Raw genomic sequence first — 25048 nt, 5'->3', positions numbered from 1 at the left:
GCGGGTGGTATACCATCCGCCGCGTTTTGCTGGCAGTTATCCCCTTCGTTCTGGCCTATCTGTGAGGTTCTCCCCCCATGCGTCGAACTCTGCTGTCCATCTGTGTGTTGCAAACGTTGTCTCCCTTTGCGTGGGCCGAGCCATCCGATTCAACGGCGTCAGTGCTGGAGCTGGAGGCAACCGATGTGGTCGGTACCGCGGATTACGAAAGGGCAGACAGCCCGGTACACGGATATCGCGCGACCCGTTCGGCCAGCGCCACCCGAACCGATACCTCGATCCATGAAACCCCGCAGTCGATCAGCGTCGTCACCAAAGATGCGGTCGAAGACATCGGCGCCACTCGGCTGCAGGATGCACTGGATTATGCGGGCGGAGTAGGGCGAGCCAACAATTTCGGCGGCCAGGGACTGACCACGTTCACCGTGCGCGGATTTACCACCGGCGAGTTCTACCGTAATGGTTTCCCGATCAACCGCGGCTATCCGAACATGCCGGATGCCAACACCATCGAGCGTCTGGAAGTCCTGCGCGGGCCGGCGACCATGCTCTACGGCCGTGGTGATCCGGGCGGTACTTTCAATGTCGTATCCAAACAACCGTTGCCCGAGCGCACGATCACACTCGGCAGCCAGTTGAATGACCAAGGCATGCGGCGGGGTACGCTGGATGCTTCCGGCCCGCTTGATGAAGAGGGGCGTCTGGCCTATCGCCTGAACGTGGTGGGCGAGGGCGGCGATACCTTCCGCGATCACGTCGAAACCGAACGCTACGGCGTGACCCCGGTACTGACCTGGCAAGCCAGCGATGACACCCGAGTGATCTTCGAGGGCGACTTCATGCGCAACAACCATCCGCTGGACCGGGGTGCGACGCGTTATCCCCGGCAGATCGGCACCGCCTCCCGCGACACCTTCTTCGGTGAACCGGACGCCGGCAAGTTGCACAACGACAACAACATGGCGCAATTGCGCTTCGAGCATGTGCTCAATGAAGACTGGACGCTTGGCGGTGGCTTCCAGTGGCTCGACGGAACCTTGCAGGGCAATGCCATTGAAGCCAACGGCATTGCCGCCGACGGCCGGACCCTGGGACGAAATTTCAACTACCGCAAGCTGGAGTGGACGGACAAGGACACCCAACTCAACCTGACCGGTCACTTCTCCACCGGCGGCCTGCAGCACACATTGCTGACCGGTATCGAATACGAAGATTACGACTACCAGTCGATCATCCAGCGCTCCAGCGGCGCGGTGAGTGCCTATCCGATCGATATCTTCAATCCGGTGTATGGGCAGCCCCGTCCGGCACTGACGCGCACCCCGACCCACGACAAGGAAAATCTCAAGACCTACGCCGCGTTCGTACAGGATCAGGTGGCCCTGACCGATCGGCTGAAAGTCCTGGCCGGCGCACGTTTCGAGCGCTTTGAGCACGACTATGAAACCTACGTGCCCGGCGGCAAAAACTGGCAGGCCAGCGACAATGCCGTCACGCCCCGCGTCGGTGTGACCTACGACCTGACCGACACCCTCGCGGTCTACGCGGACACCGCGCGTTCATTCAAGCCCAATACCGGCGCGAGCCGACAGGGCGGGGGCTTTGAACCGGAGAAAGGCAAGTCCTGGGAGATGGGCGTCAAATGGGAAGCGCTGGATCATCAGTTGAGCGTTGACGCGGCGATCTATCAGATTGAAAAGCGCAATGTCCTGACCACTGACCCGGTGGATTCGACTTTCAGCGTGGCTGCCGGGGAAGTGCGCAGCCGGGGGTTTGACCTCAATGTCGCCGGCAACCTGACCCCCGAGTGGCGTGTCATCGGGGGGTACGCCTACGTCGATGCCGAGGTGACCAAGGACAACGTGATCCGCTCCGGCACGCGACTGATGAACATCCCGAAAAACAGCTTCAGCCTGCTCAATGTCTATGAGTTCCAGGACGGTGCCCTCAGTGGTCTGGGTCTGGGAACAGGCCTCAAATATGTCGATGAGCGCGCCGGTCAAACGGCGAACACCGCGTTCTCGATGGGCAGCTATACCGTTGTCGACCTGCTCAGCTACTACAAGGTCAATGACAAGGTACGCCTCAACCTCGACCTGAAGAACCTGTTTGACCGTGACTATGACGAGGGTGCATTCGGTAACGTCTACGCCTATCCGGGGGCACCGAGAACGGTGCAGGTCGGCATTTCTTACACGTTGTAGTCGGGGTCTGGAATCTGTCATCGGGGGCTGCGGCCCCCGATGACTGTAAGGCTCAGCCGGTCACGCACCCTTGCGGAGTCTTTCCGGCAAAACTGTCCACCAGGCTCGCCACAACCATCTCGCCCATGCGGGTGCGGGTCTGCAGGGTCGCGCTGGCGCGGTGTGGTTGCAGCACCACCTGTTCCTGGGCAAACAAGGCTTCAGGTACATTGGGCTCATCGACGAAAACATCCAGCGCCGCACCCGCGATCTCACCGGCCGTCAGGGCCGCCACCAGATCGGTTTCATTGACCAGTTTGCCGCGCGCCACGTTGATCAGGTAGCCGCCCTTGCCCAGGGCCTGCAGCACCGAGGCATCGATGATGGCCTCGGCCTTGTCGGCGGCCGCCGCGAGAATCAGCGCATCACTGTCGCGGGCCAGTTGCTTGAGGTCGGCGATGAAGGTGTGGCTGACATCGCTCATCGGTTGCAGGTCGGTGTAACTGATCGGACAGCCAAACGCGGCTGCCCGGGTGGCGACCGCTCGGCCGACCCGGCCCATGCCCACGATGCCGATCCGCATGCCGGACACTTGCCGCGCCAAAGGCAGCGGTGCCAATGGGGTCAGGCTTTGCGGCCACTGGCCCGAACGAACGTAACGGTCACTGGTACACAGCCCGCGACACACGGCGATCAGCAAACCGATGGCCAGGTCGGCCACGTCTTCGGTCAGTGCGCCGATGGTCGCCGTCACGCGAATTCCGCGATCCCGGGCGTAGGCCAGATCAACCGCATCGGTGCCGACACCGTTGACCGCCACCACTTCCAGTTTGGGCAGTTGCGCCATCAGCGCCTGGCTGATGCCCGTGTGGCCACCGGTGATCACGCCGCGAATGTTGGCGCCGTGTTCCTGCAAATACGCCGCTTTGTCGGCCTGCTCGAAATAACGCCTGATCGTGAACAGTTCGCCGAGACGGGCATTGATTTGCGGAATCAGGATCGGGCTGAGCTGCAAGACTTCTGGCTTCATGTAAACCTCACTTACGCAATAAAAAAGCCGGCTCAACCACGGCCGGCAAACGGCATGGCAGTGGCCATGACGGTCATGTTCAGGACGTTGGCCGACAGGGGCAGACCGGCGATGTAGCGCACGGCGTCGGCGACATGCTTGACGTCGACCATCGGCTCCACGGCGATGCTGCCGTTGGCCTGGCGCACGCCTTTGGTCATGCGCACCGACATTTCGGTCAAGGCATTGCCGATGTCGATCTGGCTGCAGGCGATATTGAATTCCCGACCATCCAGCGCCAGTGACTTGGTCAGCCCCAGCACCGCGTGTTTGCTTGCGGTGTACGCGCTGCTGAAAGGACGCGGGGTGTGTGCCGAAATCGAACCGTTGTTGATGATGCGTCCGCCTTGGGGCTGTTGCCGGCGCATGAGCCCGAACGCGCCACGGGCGCAGAGAAAAACCCCGTTGAGGTTGGTGTCGATCACGTTTCGCCACTGCTCGAACGTCAGCTCATCCAGCGGCACGGCGGGGGCGTTGACCCCGGCGTTGTTGAAGACCACGTCCAGGCGTCCGTAGACTTCGGCAATGGTTGCAAACAGCTGATCGACACTGGCGGGGTCGCGTACATCGGTAGGCACCGCCATCGCTTCGCGGCCTTCGCCGGCCGCCAGATCGACCAACGCCTGCAAGGGTTCGGGCCGGCGTCCGGCCAGCACCAGGGTGTATCCGTCGGCCAGCAGGCCCAGTGCCACCGAACGGCCGATCCCGCTGCCGGCGCCGGTCACCAGGGCCACTTTCAAGGATTGAGTGTCAGACATCTTGTTGTTCTCCTTTTTTCCAATCACTTAAGGACAGACTCAAGGCCGTGGGCCGACGCGCATTTCGAGTTGGCCAATGCCGTCGATCCCGGCGCTGATGACGTCGCCGGGTTGCAAGACATCGACGCCGGCGGGGCTGCCGGTCATGATCAGGTCGCCGGCCTTGAGTGTTACGGATTGCGAGATACGGCTGATGACTTCACTCACCGACCAGATCTGGCTGTCGAGACGATCGCGCTGGCGTTCTTCACCGTTCACGCTCAACCATAATTCCCCTTCGAGCCGACCGGTCCGAGTGACCGGCACAATGGCGGTCATCGGTGCGGCGCCGTCAAACACCTTGGCACCTTCCCATGGCAAACCGTCGCGCTTGGCCAGGCGCTGTACGTCACGACGGGTCAGATCCAGGCCGGCGGCGTAGCCCCAGACATAGGCCAGCGCCTGGCTCTCGGGGATCTGCGCGCCGCCTTCGCCGATGGCCACGACCAGCTCGATTTCATGGGCGAACTCTTCGGTCAGCGACGGGAAGATCACTTCGCCGGCAGCGTCGACGACACTGCTGGCCGGTTTCATGAAGAACACCGGTGGCTGGCGCGGCTGGCCCAGGGTGTCCGGCCACGGGTAGTTGCGGCCGACGCAAAAGACGCGTCCGACGGGAAAGCGTTGCTCGCTGCCGACAATTGGCAAGGTCACTGGCAGATCCGGGGTAAAGACGTATTCGGTCATGTTCATCCTGCTGGAAGTCCTGTGTGAGAGTGCAGCGTACGGCGGCAATCGCTGGCGAAGTTGGACGAAAGCCGCCTCCAATTGGAGAAAACAGTTGTTCTGGCTTCAGCGCGTTTTCAACTCGATGCGGTACAGGCGACCGAGCAGCAATGAGTAGGAGAGAGTGCCGATCAGCGCCACGGCGCCGATGAACCAGAACGCCCAGGCGAACGAGCCGGTGGCGTGGACGATGGTGCCAATCACGATCGGGGTGACGATCCCGCCAATGTTGGCGGCCAGGCTGGTGATCCCGCCGGTCAGCCCGATCAGTTCCTTGGGCGCCACCTCCGACACCGCCGCCCACGAGGACGACGCGATGCCCTGAGCGAAAAAGGCAATGGTCAACACGGCGATGCAGATGACGTTCGAGTCGGTGAAATTCACCAGCACGATCGACATGCCCAGCATCGATCCGACCACCAGCGGCAGTTTCCGAGCGAAGGACATTGAGTAGCCACGACGGATCAGCAGGTCGGAGACGATGCCGGCGAGCAGGATGCCGACCGTTGCGCCCACGAAGGGCATCACGGCAAAGATCCCGGCCTTGATTGTGGTCAGATGGCGTTCTTCAATCAGATAGGTCGGGAACCAGGTGAGGAAGAAGTACAGCGCCGATGTACTGGCGAACTTGCCGATACAAATGGCCCAGACCTGGCGATAGCTGAACAGCTCGGCGATCTGCCGCCAGTTGAAACGAGTGCGTTCCTGGCTGCTCTTGACCAGTCCGCCACCGGCCTCGATGTATTTCAACTCTTCCTTGCTGACTTTCTTGCAGTTCAGCGGATCGCGATACAGATACAGCCACAGCACACCGAAGACGATGCCGAGCGCGCCGGTGCTGTAGAAGACATGGCGCCAGTCAAAGGTTGTGGCCAGCCACAGCAGGGCGCCGGTAAACAGTGCCGTGCCCAAGTACTGCCCGCAGACGTAAATGCTGCTGGCCAGTCCCCGTTCCCGCGCCGGAAACCATACGGTCACCGCACGGCTGTTGGCCGGAAATGCCGGCGCTTCCATCGCCCCGACGGCCAGACGCAAGCCGAACAGCGAAGCGAATCCCGTGGCGAAGCCTTGAAACACCGTGACGGTCGACCAACTGATCAGGGAAACCCCGTAGGTGAAGCGTGAGCCGAAGCGGTCGGCGATAAATCCGGCCGGCACCAGAGCGAGTGCGTAGGTCCAGGCAAAGGCAGAGAAGATCAGCCCCATTTCAATCTTGTCCAGGCCCAGGTCCTTGGCCATGAACGGGGCGGCGATCGAGATGTTCACCCGGTCGATGTAATTGATGATCGTCGCAATCAGCAGCAGCGAGAGCATGAACCAGCGCCGTCGTGTCGGCAGCCGCCGGGAAGAGATGGCGTCCCTGTCGCCGGCAATCAACGGCGGGGCGGTGGTGGGGGAGGTGTGTGAATTCGACATGAGTGGACCTCGTTATTGTTAGAAGTGTCGAGTTGTTTGCGGACAGCCGACGCCGTTGCCCGCAGTCCGGGGGCAAGGCAATCGCAGTTGAAACGAATGGCACAAACGGCCAGGGTCAGACGTTCAGGGACGTCTTCCGGCTGGCATCGTCGGTAAAGGGTGGGGAGGGGCGGCGGGGAGCAATAGCGGATTCATGACGTGCGCACCTTCTGTTGTTTTTGAAAGAGGTTGGGCGTGGGAAATACAGTGGTCGTACAACCTCTTGAAATCAATCAGGGTGTTAGATCATTTTTTCCGGAGAAGGGCGCGTCGGATAAACCTGTCCAAAAAAATCCACACCGTGAATTTTCCAGATGCTCGCTGGTTTACTTTCTATCTGATTGTTTTTAAACGTAAAAATTAATGACATTGCAGTCGCTATTTTTGGACAGTGATCATTAGCGGCGGCGGTGTAGAAAAAAACTGACCTGGTTGTCATCGTATGACCGCTTGAAGGGTCGGCGACGAACCTTCAAGATGAACCACGCCGATTACTCGGCAACGCCAGGAAAACCTGCCCGAGTACCTGTCGAGGATTTTCAAGAAATGACGTCACAATGCCGTGTGCCCACCTACGTCATGCAGCAACGCAGCGAGATGATGGACTTCTATATTCGTGACAAAAAAGGTCGCCGCGCCGAAACCGGCCCGCATCGACACGAATACTTCCAGATCCAGATCAACCTCGGCGGCGACACGGTGCAGCACATTGGCAACGCGGTTCGTCCGTTTCCGCGTAACGCACTGGCATTCATCCTGCCGCACCGCGTGCACGTGATCCCGCATCCGGCGGACAGCAATTTCATGGTGATCAACTTTTCCCAGACCTTTCTGTTGCCGCATTTGCAGTGTGACCCGATGGATCTGGAGGAGGTATCGATTCTCCTGGCGCCCGAACTGTCGCCTTTCCGCTTTCAGGAACATCTGGATTTCATTCTGGGGAATGAGGATTTCAACGAGGTCTGTGGCCTGATCGAACAGATGCGCAGCCTGGACGAGAATCGTCAGTTCGGTACACGCGAAGTGCTCAAGGGATTGCTGCTGCAACTGGTGGGCAAGGTGTGCGTCCTGTATGCCGAACCGCTCAAGCGCCTGGCGGAAGAAAACGCAGCACAGGCCAGTCGACGGGATGCACTGAGCCGGATGTTCGAGTATCTGCGCAAGAACATTGCCGACCCCGATCTCAATCTGATCAAGGTCGCGGCGGCGACCTATCTGTCACCGACCTATCTCACGCACTGGCTGCGCAAGGAAATCGGCAAGACCTTCACCGAGCTGGTACTGGAGCGCAGAATGCACGCGGCACGCAATTACCTGCTCAATGGAACCCGGCCAGTGGGCGAGGTGGCGAGGCTGTGTGGTTTTGCGGATGAAGCTTATTTCTCCCGACGTTTTCGCCAGATCCACGGCCAGCCACCTGGACAGTTCCGCCGTCGGCAACTGGACCCCGACAGCCCGCAGTCACCTGTAGAGGCCTGATCGGCTAATGCGACGAAACATAATCAGAGGCCGACGTCGGCGCAGGCAACGCATACGTTGCCTTCATCCACTCGATCTCCGCTTGCGGCGTTCGGCCGAAAAAACGTTTGAACTCGCGGCTGAACTGCGAAGCGCTTTCATAGCCGACACTGAACGCCGCCGCTGAGGCAGTCATGGCATGGCGCAACATCAAAAGTCGCGCCTGATGCAGGCGCGTCGATTTCAGGTATTGCATGGGCGAGGCGTCCGTCACGCTGCGAAAATGCAGGTGAAAACTGGGCACGCTCATGCTCGCCTCGCGCGCCAGTTGCTCGACGTCCAGACGCTCCTGATAGCTGCTGTGGATCTTGCGGATCGCCCGCGTCACCTTGCCGAAGTGGCCCTGTCGATTGAGTGCGGCGCGCATCGAGCCGCCTTGTTCGCCGGTCAGGATGCGGTAGTAGATTTCCCGCAACAGCGACGGCCCCAATATCTGCGCCTCACACGGAACGCTCATGGCTTCGAGAAAGCGCAGTGTCGATGCGCGTAGGCGGTCGTCCATCGGCGAGGCGAACATGCCCTTGGGTCGCGCATCACTCGGGCCGTGAACCTCATCCACCTGCTGCATCAACTCGCTGGCCACCTGGAAATCGAGCTGCATGTAGATCGCGAGCATTGGCTCGTCTTCAGAGGCATCGGTCTCCATGGTGAAGGGGATCGGAACCGATACCACCAGGTAATGCTGGGCGTCATAGACGTAGACGTCATCGCCCAGATACCCGCGTTTGCGGCCCTGACAGAGAATCACGATGCCGGGGTCGTACAGCACCGGCGTGCGGGTCAGTGGTCGGTTCGAGCGCAGGAAGCGCACGCCCTCCAACGCACTGAGGTTATAGCCCTCGACCGGAGCCAGCGTCTCCATGAGCTGCACCATGCGCGAAGTGCTTGGGTCGGCCTGTTTCATCGGGTTCTCTCTGTGGGCCGTTCAATGGTCGGTGGAACGGCTCAGCGCTTCCCATTGATCGATCTCGCTGGCGGCGCGTTTCAGCTTGTCGCGCACCAGGTTCAATGCATCGCTGCCCAGCAACAGATGCGCTGGCGGAGCAGGGCTGGCGATGATCTGCAACATCGCCTGTGCCGCTTTGCGCGGATCGCCGAGCTGCTTGCCGCTCTTGTCTTCGCGGGCCTTGCGCACCGGATCGAAGCTGGCGTCATAGTCGGCGATGCTGCGCGGTGTGCGCTGCATCGAGCGACCGGCCCAGTCGGTCCGAAATGAACCTGGTGCGACGGCGGTCACGAAGATATTGAATGGCGCCAGCTCCTTGCTCAGGGTATCGGAGATGCCTTCGAGCGCAAACTTGCTGCCGCAGTAGTACGCGATACCCGGCATGGTGATTGTGCCGCCCATCGACGTGATATTGAGAATATGACCCGCCCGCCGCTGGCGAAAGAACGGCACAAACGCCTTGGTCACCGCGACCGCGCCGAACACATTCACGTCGAACTGGCGGCGGATGTCCTCCAGCGGCGACTCTTCGAAAATGCCTTCGTGGCCGTAGCCGGCGTTGTTGACCAGCACATCGACCGGACCGTGGGTCGCTTCCACAGTTGCCACGACACCCTCAATCCGGTCGAAGTCCGTGACGTCCAGCAGCACGCCGTACGCGTTGCCGCTGGACAGCGCCTGAAAGGCTTGCAGATCGGCTTCGTTGCGAACGGTGCCGATGACGCGGTGGCCGGCGCCCAGCGCTTCCTTGGCCAGCGCGTGGCCGAAGCCGCTGCTGACGCCGGTGATGAAGAGGGTTCTGGTGGTGGTCATGACGGGCTCCCGTTAATGCTGTTTCAGCTCATGGTATCCATCGAAGAAACACTCACCTATGTCGGTTTGTCTTTGATCATTGCCTATTCCTATCAACGGGGCGACAAACGGCCAAAGAGCTTTTTGCGTTGCTCCGGGCATTCAGGCAGCAACAGATCCAATGTGCTGATATTTTTCCATTCTGCGCAACGCTCGCGAATAAAGAGGACGAAATGAAGAAATCAATGGACTGGCCCGCAGACGCTAACGAGTTGGAGCAATTGCGCGCGTTCAACCGCAAGCTTGCCCGGCTGCCGCGCTTTCGCATCCGCAATCGCATCACCCCACGGGCGATTCAGTTGCTGTTGCGGCTAAGCCAATTGGGCGGCGCAAGAAAGTTGCTCAAGCACGGGCTCGAGGCTGAACGAAAAGTGGTGGGTGTCGACGGCGCATCAGTGCCGGTGCGGATTATTCGGCCAAAGACAAAGGCCAAAGGTGTGGTGCTGGATATTCATGGTGGAGGCTGGGTCATCGGCAACGCGCAGATGAACGACCCCCTCAACGTCGCCATGGTGAAAGCCTGCGACGTGGCAGTGGTTTCGGTCGACTATCGGCTTGTGGTCTCGACTCCGATCGAGGGCGCCATGCAGGACTGCCTCACGGCGGCCCGCTGGATGCTGAGCGATGACTGCCGCGAGTTTGCGAACCTGCCCGTCATCGTCGTGGGCGAGTCGGCAGGCGGCCATCTCGCCGTCGCGACCCTGTTGCAACTCAAACAGTGGCCGGACCTGCTCGAACGGGTGAGCGGGGCGCTGCTGTATTACGGCGTCTACGACCTGACCGGAACCCCCAGCGTACGCAGCGCCGGGCCCGATACCTTGCTGCTGGACGGGCCGGGGATGGTTGAAGCGCTGCAAATGCTCACTCCGGGATTGAACGATGAAGAACGCCGGCAGGCGCCGTTGTCACCGCTGTACGGTGACTTCACCGGTTTTCCGCCAGCATTGATGTTCGCTGCGCAACTGGATCCGCTCAGGGATGACACGCTTGAGTTGGCTGAACGTTGGGGCAGGGCGGCGGAAGTGGAGGTGCACCTCTTGCCGGAAACCGCACATGGGGTGATTCATTTTCCGCTGGGGTTGGCGGGGAAAGTGCTTGGGTATAGTCGTGCGTGGGTTGCGGGGCGGCTTGTTGAGGGGTGAGCCATCGACCCTCAACAAGCCGCCACCTTGAATTGCTCGAGAATAAGTTCAGCCAACGTCCTGACAGGCTCGGTGAAACTTCGCCGAGGCCTGTGCACCAGTCCGATATCACGATGGAACGTGTGTTGGCCGAGATCAAGCGCCCGCACACCTGACGGCCATTGCTGATGGGTGGCCGTCTGCGGCACGAGCGCGCCCCCTACGCCATTTTCCACCAGCCTGATGATGGCCTCCAGCTCATCCAGCTCAGAGACTTCACGCAAAGTGAAATGCATCTGTCGCAGGAAACGATCGACCTGCCTGCCGCCGAAGGAGGAGCGGTCATAGCGAATGAACGGCAGGCTTGAGAGCAGTTCGATCCAGTCTTCTCCCGGTACGTCCTTGGGCACGATCAGACGGTAGGGTTCAAGCGCCAGCGTGGTCCAGCGCAGATCGCTTTGAAGCGAGAAGGGTGGCCGAATGATCGCTGCCATGTCGATTTCGCCGGTGTCCACCAGGTTCACCAGCTCCATGGAAAGACCGGGCACGACACGCGTTCGGCATTCCGGGCACTGCTGGTGAAACCTGGCGAGTGCGTCCGGGAGAAACGATCGCTGGACTGAGGCGATTGCGCCGACGTTGACCAGAATGCGGGTGGAAAGACCGACGGTGGTCGATCCCAGGTTGTCGTAAAGACGAAGCAGCTCCTGCGCCTGAAGCAGGACTTGCTGGCCCATCCTGTTGAGGTGGGCCGTGCGTCCTTTTCTGTCGAATATTTCAATGCCGAGCTCGGCTTCCAGACGTTGAATCTGGGCGCTCACCGCCGCCTGGGTGAGGCCTATCCGGTTGCCGGCAGCCGCGAAAGTGCCTTCCCGGGCGACGGCAATGAGGGTCTTGAGTTCTTTGATCATTCACAAATATTAGTTGTGTTTCTGAGAAATATATATTGATTTTTTTGCTGTCAGTGTCGCCCTACGATGTGCTCACCAACCACAAAAACCGTATTGGAGTCCTGATGAGCCTTTCGCCATTCCACCTCGCCATCCCCGTTTACAACCTGGCTGCAGCCCGCACTTTTTACGGTGAGGTCTTTGGCCTGGAAGAGGGGCGTTCCAGTAACCAATGGGTCGATTTCAACTTTTACGGGCATCAACTGGTGATTCACGAACACCCGAAAACCGCGTCTCAGGAAAGCGTTCACAGCAACCCGGTCGACGGGCACGACGTTCCTGTTCCTCACTTCGGCATCATCCTGGGATGGGAAGAGTGGGAAGCGCTCGCAGAGCGCCTCAAGTCTTTCGGTACCGAATTTGTGATCGAACCTTACATTCGATTCAAAGGACAGGTTGGCGAGCAAGCCACGATGTTCCTGTTCGACCCTTGCGGCAATGCCCTCGAATTCAAGGCCTTCAAGGATATGAGCCAGCTCTTCGCCAAGTAAGAAACGCAATGGCACAACGGCGTTGTGCCATTTGATCTCAAATGAGCTGGAAGCTCATGACTCTAGCAACTGCCGAATTGATGCAGTCCTTTCATTCCAACAAGAAGGCTAGACATGAAACGTATTCCCCTGGTGTGGCAAATCGTTGCCGGGCTGTTGCTTGGCGTGCTCGTTGGTTGGTACTTCAACACCCATCCGCAGTATCAGTCGTGGGTCAGTGCGGAGATCCTGAAACCACTTGGCGATATCTTCATCAAGATGATGAAGATGGTGGTCGTGCCCATCGTGTTCTGTTGCATGATCCTGGGTATCGCCGGTGGCGGGGATAACAAGTCGTTCGGCCGGATGGGCATCAAGTCGCTGGGCTATTTCTTTGCGATCACCGGCCTGGCCATCGTGATCGGCCTGTGTTTCGCGAACCTCTTCGAACCCGGTACGGGCACCGATATTTCGGGCATCGCACACGGTGCTGCCGCCATCACGATGGAGCCTTCGAAGGGCGCGCTCGTGATTGTGCAAAACATCGTTCCGGATAACGTTCTGGTGGCGATGTCCGAGGCGAAGTTGCTTTCTGTGCTGTTCTTCGCGGTGTTGTTCGGTGTCGCGCTCAACGCATTGCCCAGGGAGAAAAGTGCACCTGTGGTTGCGCTGGTCCAAGGCATTTCGGATGCGATGTTCAGGATCGTCTCGATCGTCATGGCCTATGCCCCGATAGGGGTGTTCGGCATGATCGGTGCGACCGTCGCTACCTTCGGTTTTGCCTCGTTGTTGCCCCTGCTCAAGTTGATTGGTGTGGTTTATCTGGCGCTGATCGTCTTCGCATTGGTAGTGCTCGGAGGAATCAGTTACCTGATCGGCGAGAACATCTTCAAGTTGATCAGGTATTTCCGCGACGAGTTGATTCTTGCGTTCTCCAGTGCTGCCTCTGCAGCGGTCATGCCGCAGTTGATGAGCAAGCTGGAGAACTACGGCGTACCACGGCGCATTGTCAGTTTTGTGGTGCCAGTGGGGTACGCGTTCAACCTCGATGGAGCGTCGATCTTCCTCGGCGTGGCGACAATTTTCATCGCCCAGCTTTATGGAATCGATCTGTCGCTTTCTCAGGAAATCCTGCTGGTGGTGACCATGGTGCTGACCTCCAAAGGTGCTGCCGGGGTGCCTGGATTCGCCATCGTCATCCTGTCGGCCACGTTGGCGTCTGCCGGTCTCCCGCTGGAGGGCGTGGCACTGATCGCCGGCATCTTCAGGATTATCGACAGCGGCACCACCACCCTGAATGTGTTGGGCAATGCGATCGCGCCCCTGGTGATCGCCAAATGGGAGAGGGTGACTCTTGAGTCTTCGCGTACCCGCCCGGACGTACAAAAGGCCTGACGATCATAAGGAGCGCTGGCGGCGCTGCACGAGTAAACGCCTGCTGATGTACAGGCGATTTTTTTCATCAAGTTACTAGACGACCGGTCTGATATTGAAGGTATGCAACATGATTGATAACAGTCGCAACACGGATCTTTTTTCTCCCATGCAAATGGGCGCCCTGCAATTGGCCAACCGGATTGTCATGGCGCCCGTGACTCGCAGCCGGATGGCTGAAGACGGTGTTCCGAACGAACTGCACGCTACTTACTACGCACAGCGCGCGACTGCCGGCTTGATCATTGCCGAAGCTACAAACATTTCGGCGCAGGGGCGCGGCTACGCCATGACGCCGGGGATCTGGTCGGACGCGCAGGTGGCGGGCTGGAGAAAAGTCACGGACGCCGTCCATGCCGCAGGTGGCAGGATTGTCAGCCAGTTGTGGCACGTGGGGCGTTTTTCCAGCGTCGAGTTACAGCCCGACGGTGCTGCTCCCGTTGCCCCCTCGGCGATCAAGGCAGAAGGCAGCACCTACACCGAGAACGGCTTTGTCGAAGTGTCGACGCCCCGGGCGCTGGAGACTTCGGAGATTCCCGGCATCATTGAGCAATACAAGCGCGCCGCTGAAAATGCCAGGCGTGCCGGTTTTGATGGCGTGGAGGTTCATTCGGCGAACAGCTATCTGCTCGACCAGTTTCTGCGTGACTCGACCAATCAGCGCACTGACCGGTACGGCGGCACCATTGAGAACCGCGCCCGACTGACCCTGGAAGTCACTGAAGCGGTGATTTCGATCTGGGGCAGCGACCGCGTCGGCATTCGTCTTTCGCCGGTAACGCCCGATGCCGGAAACACGCCTCCCGACAGCAATGTCATGGCGACTTACGGATATCTGATTCAGCAGCTCAACCGACTCAATCTGGCCTATCTGCATTTCGTCGAAGGCGCCACCGCGACCTCGCGTACGGTTCCTGATGGCGTTGATCTGGATGCATTGAGCGCGCAGTTCGAAGGCCCCTTCATAGGCAATAACAACTACGACCTCGAGATGGCACTGAAGCGCCGGGCGCAGGGCCGGATTGACGCGGTGGCGTTCGGGCGCCTGTTCATTTCCAACCCCGACCTCGTGGAGCGCCTGCGTCGGGGCACCGAACTGACCATCGCGCCACGCGAGAGCTACTACGGCGGCGGCGCCAAGGGCTACACCGACTGGCCAACGGCTGACCATTGATTTGTGCGCCCTGAACCGGATCGGCGCAGGGCGGATTGATTGAAAAAACATTCACAGCGAACAGGAGTTCATCATGAGTCATCCAACTTACGTGCAGGAATACAACGCAATCGTCGAAGTGCTCAGCCAGTACAACGAAGGTGGAGCAAAGGCTGACAGCGCCTTGATGAAGCCCGCGTTCAATGCGCAGGCGACCATGTTCGGGGTTGACGACGGCAAGCTCGTCGGCGGCGCGATCCAGAATCTGTATGACGTCATCGACAGCGCGTTTCGTCCATCCCCCGAAGCCGAAGCCGCCATCGTTCGCATCGACATCGTCGGCACGGCCGCGAGTGCCCGGGTCGATACCGACAACGTGTCGGGGTTCCGTTTCACCGACTTCTTCAACCTGCTGAAGGTAGACGGCAAGTGGACGATCGTCAGCAAGATCTACCACACCCACCCGAGCGCCTGAGCCTTCGTCTTCTGCCCCGGCAGTACCGGGGCAGCACCGTTTACGCCTGATCCATCGCCTCGGTCAGCCCCTGATCCTCACCCAGAAACCCGCCACTCTGATGCTGCCAAAGCCGCGCATAGGTGCCGTTCTTGGCCAGCAGTTCGGTGTGGGTGCCTTGCTCGATGATGCGCCCCTCATCCATGACAATCAGTCGGTCCATCGCGGCAATCGTCGACAGTCGATGGGCAATGGCGATCACGGTCTTGCCCTGCATCATTTCATCGAGGCTTTCCTGGATGGCGACTTCGACTTCCGAGTCCAGGGCGCTTGTCGCTTCGTCCAGTAGAAGGATCGGCGCGTTTTTGAGCATTACCCGGGCGATGGCGATGCGTTGGCGCTGGCCACCGGAAAGCTTGATGCCGCGTTCGCCCACCAGCGTGTCATAGCCGGTGTGGCCCTGACGGTCGCTGAGCTGGTTGATGAAGCCGTCGGCTTGGGCATTGGCCGCCGCGCGCTGGATCTGTTCGTCGGTGGCGTCCGGTCGGCCGTAGGCGATGTTGTCGCGAATCGAGCGGTGCAGCAGGGAGGTGTCCTGAGTGACCATGCCGATCGCGCTGCGCAGGCTGTCCTGCGTCACCTTTGCGATGTTTTGACCGTCGATGCGAATCTCGCCGCGATCGACGTCATAGAAGCGCAGCAGCAGGTTGATCAGCGTGGATTTACCGGCACCGGAACGTCCCACCAGACCGATCTTCTCGCCCGGCTGGATACTCAGGCTCAAGCCGTCGAGCACCTGGCGTTCGCCGTTGTAGTTGAAGCTGACGTTGTCGAATTCCACGGCGCCGCCGGAAGGCACCAGCACGCCGGCGTCCGGCGCGTCCTGCACCTTGGGGCCTCGGGTCAGGGTGTCCATGCCGTCCTGCACCGTGCCAATGTTCTCGAACAGCGACGTCATCTGCCACATGATCCAGTGCGACATGCCGTTGATGCGCAGCGCCATGGCCGTGATCGCCGCCACGGCCCCGGTGCCGACTTCGCCCTGATGCCACAGCCACAAGGCGTAGCCGCCGGCGCCCATGATCAGCCCGACCACCAGCGCCTGATTGACGATCTCGAACTGGCTGACCAGACGCATCTGACGGAAGCCGGTCTGTTTGAAATCCTCCATCGCCGCCCGTGCAAAGTGCGCTTCACGTTTGGAGTGGGAGAACAGTTTGACGGTGGTGATGTTGGTGTAGGCGTCCGACACCCGCCCCGTCATTGATGATCGCGCGTGGGCCTGTTCCTGGCCGACCTGGCCCAGACGGGGCACGAAGTACAGCATCGCCAGCCCGAACAGCGCGACCCAGGCAATGAACGGCAGCATGAGTTTCAGGGCGAAACCGCCGGCCAGGGCGATGATCGCAATGAAATAGACGCCAATGCCCGGTGCGATCTCGATGACGGTGAACAGCACTTCGCGCACGGCCAGTGCGGTCTGCATCACCTTGGTCGTGACCCGGCCGGAAAACTCGTCGGAAAAGAATGAAAGGCTCTGCCGCAGCATCAGCCGATGAAAATCCCAGCGCAGGCGCAACGGCAAATTGATCGCCAAGACCTGATGCTGAACCATGGTGCGCAGCGCCACCAGCCCGACACTGGTCAGCAGCACGAGGCCGATGCCCCACAGCACGCGGCTCTCCTGGCCGTTCACATCGCCGCCAGCCTGCCAGGCCGAAAGCAGGTCCACGACCTGACCCAGAAAGGAAAACAACCAGGCCTCGTAGATCGACACACCGGCACTGAGCAGCGCCAGCGCGAGGATATAACCGCGAGCGCCACGGGTGCAGGCCCACAGGAACCGCGCCAGACCGACCGGCGGTGGCGGCGCTTCGTCGGGCGGGAAGGGGTCGAGCCGTTGTTCAAACAGGCGAAGCATTGGGGGTCTCCGAATTCATCAGTTGCGGGGATTCTGCCACTTATCGATCACATTGAGGGGCTGCAGGTTCAGTGCATGATCTTTTGAGGGAAAACCCTCATTGTTGTAACGCTGACGCCTTACTAGCATGAACTCCGACGTTGACCCACTCGATGGAGAGCACCATGGCTACCACGCAGACTGACGACAAGCGCCCAACCCCCGATCCGGCTGAGGACAACGCGTTTTTCCCCTCGCCGTATTCCCTCAGCCAGTTCACTTCGCCCAAATCCGATCTCAGTGATGCCGAGTACCCCAACCGTTACAAGGGCGGGCGCTGGAAGGTCCTGATGATCGGCGCGGACGAGCGCTATCTATTGACCGACAACGGCACCATGTTTTCCACGGGCAATCACCCGGTTGAAACCCTGCTGCCGATGTATCACCTGGACAAGGCCGGTTTCGGCTTCGACGTCGCGACGCTGTCGGGCAATCCGGTCAAGTTCGAATTCTGGGCCATGCCCTCCGAAGACGCCGAAGTGAAGGGCTTCTATGAGCAATATCGTGATCAGTTCAAGCGTCCGCTCAAGCTGTCCCAAGTGATCGAAGAAGCGCTGGGCGAGGACTCGGATTACATCGGCGTGTTCATTCCCGGCGGCCACGGTGCGCTGATCGGCCTGCCGGAAAGCGAGGACGTGAAGAAAGTCCTGCAATGGGCCGTCGCCAAGGACAAATTCGTCATTACTCTGTGCCACGGCCCGGCGGCGCTGCTGGCGGCCGGCCTCGGTGAAACAAAAGATTCATGCATCTTCAATGGCTACCGGATTTGCGCCTTTCCCGATGTCCTGGACGCGACAACCCCCGACATCGGTTACATGCCCGGCCACCTGACCTGGAAGTTCGGCGAGCAGTTGCAGGCGCTCGGTGTGGAAATCACTAACCAGGACATTTCCGGGGCCACGCTTCAGGATCGCAAACTGCTGACCGGTGACAGTCCGCTGGCGGGCAACGCGCTGGGCAAACTGGCGGCGGCCGCGCTCCTCAAAGAGGTCACGTCGGGGTGAGCTCCGGACCTGCCGAGGCACTCTTGCGCGCCGCCCTCGACATCGAGGCGGCGCCCACGCTAGTGGCGATCCAGAAGGCCGTTCGCGGTTTCGCCGGGGCCTATGGTTACGATCGATTCGTCCTGTTCTCCGCCACCTCGGCGTCGGAGGACGTGGTCGAGCGCATTTACTGGGTGGAGGGCGACTGGTTTGGTGATGGCACTGGCGTCGACGCCGAAACCTACGTTCAGCGCTGCCCAGTAACTCGCCACCTGTTGGACGCCCGCGAATCGTTCTTCTGGAGCAAGGTGCAGGAGGAGAGCGGCGAACTTTATCGGCTGGTTCGCGTGCCCAGTGGCCCGGGCGTGCATGGATTGCAGATTCCGGTCTTCGGCCCGCAAGGGCTTGAAGGCGCCATGAGCCTGGGAGGCGAACAGATCGATGCCTCGGCGCGGGTTCGTCTGGCGTTGGGCATGCTCGCCACGGTGGCGTTTCACTCGGCACGACGCTTGCTCGAAGCGCCGCTGGACGAGACAGCCGGGAAACTCTCGACCCGTGAGCGCGAAGTGCTGGCGTGGGTCGCCGCCGGTCGGCGACAGGCCGACATTGCTGCCACGCTCGGCTTGTCCGGCCGTACAGTGGAAAATCACCTGCGTTCGGCCCGTCGGCATCTCGGCGTGGCCACCACCGCTCAGGCCATCAAAATTGCCATTCGCAAAGGGGAAATAAAGGGGTGAGGTTCTCTCTCTGCCGGTGCCGTGCTTGAACGACCATGCAAAACTCCTATCATGCAAAGGGCCTGCGCCGGCTGTCTGTAACCGGCGCCGCCCCCTACGTTTTTTAGAGAGATCGATCCTCGTGGAGTCTTTTCCGGACGCATTGCACGAATCCCTCACGACCCAATTCATTTTCGGTCCGTTCTGTGTCGTTCCAGGCAAACGGCTGCTGACCCGCAACGGGGTGGCGGTCGAGATCGGCGGGCGGGCGCTGGATCTGCTAATCGCCTTGCTCGAGCAACCGGGGCGCGTGCTGTCCAAATACGACCTGATCGACAAGGTTTGGCCCGACAGCGTGGTGGCCGAAGGCAGCCTGCGTTTTCACATGACCGGCCTGCGGCGGATTCTCGGGGATGGCGAGGAACAGGCGCGTTACATCGCGACCCAGGTCGGCGTGGGTTATGCCTTCGTCGCGCCGCTGGAAAGAAAACAGACCGCTGTTCAACCGGCGCCCATCGCGCCCCGAGCCACTGATGGCGTTTGCAGTCTGCCGCCACGGGCAAAATTGATCGGCCGCGAGACCGATCTGCAACTGGTCATCGACCACATGCAGCAACCGAGGCTGTTTACCATCGTCGGCCCCGGCGGCGTCGGCAAGACCAGCCTGGCCATCGAAGTGGCGCACCGCATCGCCGCCCAGGGTTATGAGCGCGTCAGTTTCGTCGATTTGGCGCAAGTGGAAGACTGCGCGCTGGTGCCGTCGGCGCTGGCCCGATCGCTGGACATCCCGGTGCAGGCGGAAGACCCGATGTTTGTACTGCTCGCGCATTTGCGTGAGCAGCGGCTGATGCTGGTGATCGACAACTGCGAACACCTTATCGACGCGGTGTCGACGCTCCTGGAGCAGATCAGCGACACCGCGCCGCAGGTCGGGGTTCTGGCCACCAGTCGCGAGCCGCTGCGGGTGCGTGGCGAATACGTGCACTGGCTCAATCCGCTGGAGTTTCCCCGTGAGCCGCAACACCTCTCGGTTGCGGAGTTGCTGGCATTTCCGGCCATCAAGCTGTTTGTCGAACGCGCGTCGTCGAGCAATGCCGCGCTGTTGCTGGAAGCGGGCGGAGGGCAAATGATTGCGGACATTTGCCAGCGGCTGGAGGGCATGGCGCTGCCGATCGAACTGGCGGCGATGCGGGTCGCGAGCCACGGATTGAAGGCCACCCACGCGCTGCTCGGCGAGCGTTTTTCGCTGGGCTGGTCGGGGCGCAGAACTGCCGTGCCACGGCATCAGACCCTGCGCGCCATGCTCGACTGGAGCTATGACCTGCTGTCGCAGCAAGAGCGCCTGGCGCTGGAGCGGTTTTCGGTCTTCGTCGGGCCGTTCTCCCAGGAAGCCGCCGCTCAGGTGGTGGCCGAGTCGCAACACGAAAGCGCCACGGCGGCGGCGATCCTTGATGATCTGGTGTGCAAGGGGCTGGTCACGGTCGATCACAGCGACTCGACGGATTCGTATCGCTTGCTCGAGATGACGCGTGCCTACGCCCGGGAAAAACTGGCGGCGCGGGGAGAAGCCGAGGTCAATGCGCTGGCGTTCCGGCACGCGGCGTTTTACATGGATCTGCTCGGCCATCTGGGGACTGCGCCCGACGAAATTTTCCGCCACTCGGCGCGTCTGGCCAGCCAGTTGGGCAACGTTCGCGGTGCGCTGGAATGGAGCTTCGGGCCCCACGGTGATCCGGGACTGGCGTTGCCGCTGGCGGCTGCGAGCGCGCCGTTGTTCCTGCATTTTTCCTTGCTGGTCGAGTGCCGCACCTGGTGCTCCCGGGCGGTGGAACTGCTGGAACTGGGGTACTACGGCACGCCCACCGAAATGGAACTGCAAGCCGCGCTCGGTCTGGTCCTGATGTTCACCCGAGGCAACAGTGAAGCCGCCGAAAAAGCCTTGCTCCGAGCCCAAGACATTGCCGTCGCGCTGAACGACTACGGATCTCAGCTGAGGTTGCTGGGCCGCTTGCAGATATTCTACGAGCGCATCGGTGATTTCCCGTCGTCGCTGGCCTGGGCGGAGCAGGCCGCGGTGGTCGGCAACATCCTCAACGAGCCCGCCGCCATCGCGATTGCCGCATCGCTGACCGGCATCTCCCATCATCTGCTCGGCAATCAGCGTCTGGCCCGCCAGGAACTGGAAAGCTCGCTGCGCAACAGCTTGCCATCCCATCCCAGCAACACGATTTACTACGGCTTCGATCACCGCAATCGCACGGGCCTGGCGCTGGCGCGGTCACTCTGGCTGCAGGGCTATCCCGATCAGGCCCGGCGCTTGGCCGAGCAGATCGAGGCCGAAGCATTCGCGCTGCAGCATCCGGTCACTTACTGCATCGCCATGGTCTGGATCTTGTGCATCTATATCTGGACCGGTGATCTGGCGAAGGCCACCGCGAGCCTCGAGCGGTTCAGCGCCATCGCCGAAACCAACGCACTCGGCCCTTACATTGCCGCCTGCCACGGGTTGCGCGCGGCGATCGCCATCCGCGCCGAGGAACCCGGCGAAGCAGTTGCCATGCTGGAGGAAAGTCTGGCGCGGTTGCGGGGCATGCGTTACGAACTGCTCACGACCTCATTCGAAATCGCACTGGCCGAAGGCCTGATGCTGGTGGGTCAACACCCAAAGGCACTGACCCTGGTCGACAGCACCATCGATCACTGCCGCCGAAGCGGTGATGCCTTTGCGCTGCCGGAATTACTGCGAATCAAGGCCGGTATTCTTAAGGTTATCCAGGCCGATGATGAGCAGGCCATATTGGCGGTTCTTGAGGATTCCATTGCGCTGAGCCGCGAGCAGGGCGCGTGGGCGTGGGAGTTGCGGTCATCGATGGATCTGGCCCGTTTCTGGCTTGAACAGGGTCAGCCGGATCAGGCCCGGACGTTGCTCGGCGCCTGTCGCGAGCGGGCTTCGGAAGGCTTCGACAGCCTTGATCTGCGTCGGCTGGAAAGCTTCTGGCAGAGCCTGCCCGCTACTCCGGCGTAATCAGGGCGGCCATTTTCACCAGGTCCGCCAGCGAACGGGCCTTCATCTTGCGCATCACCTTGCCGCGATGGGCCTTGACGGTGATTTCGCTGATGTTGAGATCGGCGGCAATCAGCTTGTTCAGCCGTCCGCTGACCACCGAGGCCATGATTTCCTGCTCGCGCGGCGTCAGGGTCTTGTAGGCCTCGAGCAGTGCGCGCAGATTCTTTTCCCCCTCAAGCGCCACGCGACTGCTTTGCAGCGCATCGGCCATGGCGCTGAGGATCACCTCGTCGTTGAACGGTTTGGTCAGAAACTCCACCGCGCCGGCCTTCAGGGCCCGCACCGTGCGCGGAATATCGCCGTAGCCGGTGATGAAGATGATCGGCATGTTGTGGCGCTCATCGGCCAGGGCGGTCTGCAGATCCAGGCCGTTCAGGTCGGGCAGGTTGATGTCCAGCACCAGACAACTGGGCACCAGCGCCCGGGGCGCGTCGAGAAAGTCCTGCGCGGACTCGAACAGCCGTGGCTGCCATCCGGCGAAGCGGATCATCAGCTCCAGCGACTCGCGCACGGAAATGTCGTCATCGACAACGAATACGACGGGCGTGACATCACTCATCGGTAATGCTCCACGGGAAGGGGCGATTGCGTTGTTCGCGTTCAACATGTCGATTCCTTGTTCTGTTCGGCTTCACGCTCAATCGAGGGGCAGGGCGGCGCTCAGGGCCTTGAGCAATTGGGCTTCGCTGAACGGTTTGAACAGGCACTCCACGGCGCCACTGTTCAGCAGCTTCGCCTGTTCGCTGGCGTCGCCGTGCGCGGTGATGAAAATCACCGGAATGCGATAGTCACGCCGAAGCAGCTCCCGTTGCAGATCAGGTCCCGACATGCCGGGCATGGCAACGTCGAGAATCAGGCAATGGGTCAGGTCCAGATAGGGCGATGCCAGAAACGCCTGCGCCGAGGCAAACGCCTGGACGGCGAAGCCGAACTCCTTGATCAGGTCAGGCAGTGATTCACGAACCGATTCGTCGTCATCGACCACCGATACGAGCAAATGCGTACCCATCAATCATTCTCCACGGTGCGATCGGCGAGGTCGCGGTTATCGGTTTGCGGCAAGTCCGTCGAATGCGGGATGGCAAAGGTAAACGTCGTACCCGGGCCGTCGTTGGCGCTGGCCCACAGCTTCCCATCGTGGCGCTCGATGATCGAGCGACTGATGGACAGACCGACGCCCATGCCCGAGCTTTTGGTGGTGTAGAAAGCGTTGAAAATGCGTTCGATGTCCTGTGGATCGACGCCGTTGCCGCTGTCCTTCACCGCCAGGTAAACGCTCTCGTCCGAGCCCAGACCGGTGCTGACGATCAATTGTCGGGGCCGGTCGTGGATCGCGCTCATGGCCTCGGCGGCATTCATGATCAGGTTGAGGATCACCTGTTGAAGCTGAACCCGGTCGCCCCTGACCAGCGGCAGCGCTTCGGCAAATTGCGGATGCAGCACCACGCCGTTGCGTTGCAGCTCGCCCAGCAGCATGGCGATGACTTCCCGTGCCGCGTCATTCAGATTGACGTTTTCAAGGGTGATGCTTTTCTTCGAGAACAGCGCCCGCAGTCGATTGATCACATCGGCCGCGCGGTTGCCGTCGCGAATGGTGCGGCGCGCGGTTTCCCTGGCGCCATCGACATTCGGCGGGTCGGCGCCGAGCATGCGCAGGCAGGTGCTGGCGTTAGTGATGATGCCGGCCAGCGGTTGATTGACCTCGTGGGCAATCGACGCCGTGACCGCGCCAAGGCTGGCGACCCTGGCCAGGTGCGTCAGTTCCGAGCGCGCCTTGCTCAAGACCTCTTCGGCGAGCCGGCGCTGGGTGATGTCCTGCAGGGCGGCGATGTATTCGAAGCCATCGGGCGCATGGGCGATCGAGTGCGCCACCAGCCGCACGTATTTCACCGTGCCGTCGGGCATCAGCAGCCGGTGCTCGTGTTCGAAGTCGCGCCCCTTGCGGCGTTGGCGCTTGATCATTTCCCGATGGCTGGAGATGTCGTCCGGATGCACGCGGCGATAGATCGCCTCGAAGCCGGGCGGCGTGTCCGGGTCCAGTTCAAGGATGCGGTAGACCTCGTCCGACCAGGTGATCTCGTCGGTGCTCACCCGCCAGGAAAACGTACCGGTGGCGCTCAGGCGTTGGGCCTTGGCCAGAAAGACTTCCGCCCGTTTGCGGTCTTCGATATCGGTGTTCTCGCCGTACCAGCGCACGATCCGCCCCGTGTCATCACGCTGGGGCACGGCGCGGATCAGGAACCAGCGGTAAACGCCGTCGAAGCGTCTCAGTCGGGCCTCGTATTCACCGGCGTTGCCCGATTGCAGAATCCCTTGCCAATAAACCGCCAGGCCCGGTGCGTCGTCGGGGTGGATGGACGCCGTCCAGCCGTCACCGCAGGCTTGTTCGACGGACATGCCGGTGTAGTCGCACCAGCGCTGATTGACGAAGCCGACGTTGCCTTCCGGCGAGGCGCTCCAGACAAAACCGGGAACGGCGTCGATGATCCCGCGCAGACGTTCTTCCGACGCGCTGACTTCGGCCAGGGCACTGGCGATCAAGGCCTTGTCCCGCCGGCGCTCATCGATATCGACCTGCAGCACGCACCAGCGGGTGATGGTGCCTGCACTGTCTCTGATCGGCAGGCCGCGCACATGGAACCAGCGATAGACACCGTCGGCGCGGCGAATCCGGTGCTCGTTTTCATAGGGCGTGCCGGTACTGACCGAGTGCATCCAGGCAGCGATGACCGAGGGCAGGTCGTCCGGGTGCACGGTCTCGCTGGCCTGCCAGTTTTTCAGTTCATGCAGCGGGGCGCCGATGTACTCCATGATTTGCCGGTTCACCTGTTCCAGCTCACCGGACGGCGTCATGAAGGCGACCATGGCCGGGATGCTGTCGATGATCGAGTCGATCCCCGGCGCCGGCATGACCGCGTCACCCGCGCGGCCTGGACCGTCCTCGATGACGCGCTCCTGCTCGTTCGTCATACCGATTCTCATTGTGTGCAGTCACCGTTGAACAAAGATGCGCCTTCGGATGGCACTCGCCCATCATACTTTGGTGTCGCCCGTGGCGAATATCGGCCGACATTGCACACTGCGATGGGCATCACAGTGGCGCTTTTGTAAGCCACTGTATCTACCGCCCCTCTAGCCATACAAGCATGCACAGCGCCGGGTTGGCGAAACCGCCGGGATACATCCGCCGCGCA

21 protein-coding genes are annotated in these 25048 nt (G+C 60.9%); 10 read left to right on the top strand and 11 right to left on the bottom strand.

The annotated features are described in order from the left end of the window. Positions 1 to 77: 77 nt before the first annotated feature. Entirely contained in the window at positions 78 to 2204 is a 2127-nt protein-coding gene (locus BMZ46_RS22105; RefSeq protein ID WP_074690704.1) for a TonB-dependent siderophore receptor, read from the top strand. Between the two features lie 52 nt (positions 2205 to 2256). Here BMZ46_RS22105 and BMZ46_RS22100 read toward each other — a convergent pair whose 3' ends face one another. The 4 genes from BMZ46_RS22100 to BMZ46_RS22085 all read right to left on the bottom strand — a co-directional run bounded on the left by BMZ46_RS22100 (position 2257) and on the right by BMZ46_RS22085 (position 6191). Further along, positions 2257 to 3213, bottom strand: coding sequence for a 2-hydroxyacid dehydrogenase (locus BMZ46_RS22100; protein ID WP_039770998.1), 957 nt, complete (start codon positions 3211 to 3213; stop codon positions 2257 to 2259). A gap of 32 nt (positions 3214 to 3245) precedes the next feature. Next, complete coding sequence (locus BMZ46_RS22095) at positions 3246 to 4010, bottom strand: SDR family oxidoreductase (RefSeq protein ID WP_039771000.1); 765 nt, start codon at positions 4008 to 4010, stop codon at positions 3246 to 3248. A 39-nt stretch (positions 4011 to 4049) separates the two neighbouring features. Beyond that, complete coding sequence (locus tag BMZ46_RS22090) at positions 4050 to 4742, bottom strand: fumarylacetoacetate hydrolase family protein (protein WP_039771001.1); 693 nt, start codon at positions 4740 to 4742, stop codon at positions 4050 to 4052. A 99-nt stretch (positions 4743 to 4841) separates the two neighbouring features. Next, the gene (locus tag BMZ46_RS22085) at positions 4842 to 6191 is read right to left on the bottom strand and encodes an MFS transporter (RefSeq protein ID WP_074690705.1); all 1350 of its coding nucleotides are present in this window, start codon (positions 6189 to 6191) and stop codon (positions 4842 to 4844) included. A 585-nt stretch (positions 6192 to 6776) separates the two neighbouring features. Between BMZ46_RS22085 and BMZ46_RS22080 the strand changes: the two genes are divergently transcribed. Further along, on the top strand, positions 6777 to 7709 hold the full coding sequence (locus BMZ46_RS22080; RefSeq protein ID WP_074690706.1) for a helix-turn-helix transcriptional regulator: 933 nt from the start codon (positions 6777 to 6779) through the stop codon (positions 7707 to 7709). 4 nt (positions 7710 to 7713) lie between these two features. Here the strand turns inward: BMZ46_RS22080 and BMZ46_RS22075 are convergent, their stop codons facing one another. Further along, on the bottom strand, positions 7714 to 8652 hold the full coding sequence (locus tag BMZ46_RS22075; RefSeq protein ID WP_074690707.1) for an AraC family transcriptional regulator: 939 nt from the start codon (positions 8650 to 8652) through the stop codon (positions 7714 to 7716). A gap of 21 nt (positions 8653 to 8673) precedes the next feature. Further along, complete coding sequence (locus BMZ46_RS22070; RefSeq protein WP_074690708.1) at positions 8674 to 9507, bottom strand: oxidoreductase; 834 nt, start codon at positions 9505 to 9507, stop codon at positions 8674 to 8676. A gap of 212 nt (positions 9508 to 9719) precedes the next feature. Here BMZ46_RS22070 and BMZ46_RS22065 point away from each other — a divergent pair, with 212 nt between their 5' ends. Next, positions 9720 to 10688, top strand: coding sequence for an alpha/beta hydrolase (locus tag BMZ46_RS22065; RefSeq protein ID WP_074690957.1), 969 nt, complete (start codon positions 9720 to 9722; stop codon positions 10686 to 10688). Positions 10689 to 10699: 11 nt separating this feature from the next. Here BMZ46_RS22065 and BMZ46_RS22060 read toward each other — a convergent pair whose 3' ends face one another. Then, positions 10700 to 11578, bottom strand: a complete 879-nt coding sequence (locus BMZ46_RS22060) for a LysR family transcriptional regulator (protein ID WP_074690709.1) — start codon at positions 11576 to 11578, stop codon at positions 10700 to 10702. A 104-nt stretch (positions 11579 to 11682) separates the two neighbouring features. On the opposite strand from BMZ46_RS22060, the gene BMZ46_RS22055 reads away from it, so the two are divergent. From BMZ46_RS22055 to BMZ46_RS22040, 4 genes are all read left to right on the top strand, one after another. Next, positions 11683 to 12108: a VOC family protein gene (locus tag BMZ46_RS22055; protein WP_011333668.1), complete on the top strand. Its 426-nt coding sequence runs from the start codon at positions 11683 to 11685 to the stop codon at positions 12106 to 12108. Between the two features lie 114 nt (positions 12109 to 12222). Continuing rightward, the gene (locus tag BMZ46_RS22050) at positions 12223 to 13482 is read left to right on the top strand and encodes a cation:dicarboxylate symporter family transporter (protein ID WP_074690710.1); all 1260 of its coding nucleotides are present in this window, start codon (positions 12223 to 12225) and stop codon (positions 13480 to 13482) included. A gap of 109 nt (positions 13483 to 13591) precedes the next feature. Then, positions 13592 to 14695 (top strand): alkene reductase, encoded by a 1104-nt coding sequence (locus tag BMZ46_RS22045; protein ID WP_074690711.1) that lies wholly within the window; start codon positions 13592 to 13594, stop codon positions 14693 to 14695. A 73-nt stretch (positions 14696 to 14768) separates the two neighbouring features. Beyond that, positions 14769 to 15149: a nuclear transport factor 2 family protein gene (locus BMZ46_RS22040; protein ID WP_039771019.1), complete on the top strand. Its 381-nt coding sequence runs from the start codon at positions 14769 to 14771 to the stop codon at positions 15147 to 15149. 40 nt (positions 15150 to 15189) lie between these two features. On the opposite strand, the gene BMZ46_RS22035 is transcribed toward BMZ46_RS22040, so the two are convergent. Further along, a complete protein-coding gene (locus BMZ46_RS22035) occupies positions 15190 to 17049 on the bottom strand; it encodes an ABC transporter ATP-binding protein (RefSeq protein ID WP_074690712.1) in 1860 nt (619 codons plus the stop codon). Positions 17050 to 17213: 164 nt separating this feature from the next. On the opposite strand from BMZ46_RS22035, the gene hchA reads away from it, so the two are divergent. From hchA to BMZ46_RS22020, 3 genes are all read left to right on the top strand, one after another. After that, positions 17214 to 18092 (top strand): glyoxalase III HchA, encoded by an 879-nt coding sequence (hchA, locus tag BMZ46_RS22030; RefSeq protein WP_074690713.1) that lies wholly within the window; start codon positions 17214 to 17216, stop codon positions 18090 to 18092. Then, complete coding sequence (locus BMZ46_RS22025) at positions 18089 to 18808, top strand: PA1136 family autoinducer-binding transcriptional regulator (RefSeq protein WP_039771025.1); 720 nt, start codon at positions 18089 to 18091, stop codon at positions 18806 to 18808. The genes hchA and BMZ46_RS22025 overlap by 4 nt, the downstream gene beginning before the upstream one ends. Positions 18809 to 18929: 121 nt before the next feature. After that, positions 18930 to 21812, top strand: a complete 2883-nt coding sequence (locus BMZ46_RS22020) for an ATP-binding protein (protein WP_074690714.1) — start codon at positions 18930 to 18932, stop codon at positions 21810 to 21812. Here BMZ46_RS22020 and BMZ46_RS22015 read toward each other — a convergent pair. The 3 genes from BMZ46_RS22015 to BMZ46_RS22005 form a co-directional block, all read right to left on the bottom strand. After that, positions 21799 to 22413 carry a response regulator transcription factor gene (locus BMZ46_RS22015; RefSeq protein WP_064595622.1) on the bottom strand — a complete coding sequence of 205 codons (615 nt, stop codon included), beginning with the start codon at positions 22411 to 22413 and terminating at the stop codon, positions 21799 to 21801. The two genes, BMZ46_RS22020 and BMZ46_RS22015, sit on opposite strands and share 14 nt — an antisense overlap. 78 nt (positions 22414 to 22491) lie before the next feature. Beyond that, entirely contained in the window at positions 22492 to 22863 is a 372-nt protein-coding gene (locus BMZ46_RS22010) for a response regulator (RefSeq protein ID WP_039771030.1), read from the bottom strand. Then, entirely contained in the window at positions 22863 to 24824 is a 1962-nt protein-coding gene (locus BMZ46_RS22005; RefSeq protein ID WP_254778439.1) for a PAS domain-containing sensor histidine kinase, read from the bottom strand. Before BMZ46_RS22005 ends, BMZ46_RS22010 begins: the two co-directional genes overlap by 1 nt. Positions 24825 to 25048: the final 224 nt, after the last annotated feature.

The organism is Pseudomonas sp. NFIX49 (assembly GCF_900115915.1).
GTDB lineage: Bacteria > Pseudomonadota > Gammaproteobacteria > Pseudomonadales > Pseudomonadaceae > Aquipseudomonas > Aquipseudomonas pharyngis.
The sequence above is the reverse complement of the archived record's forward strand: the minus strand, read 5'-3'. Positions and strand labels throughout refer to the sequence as shown.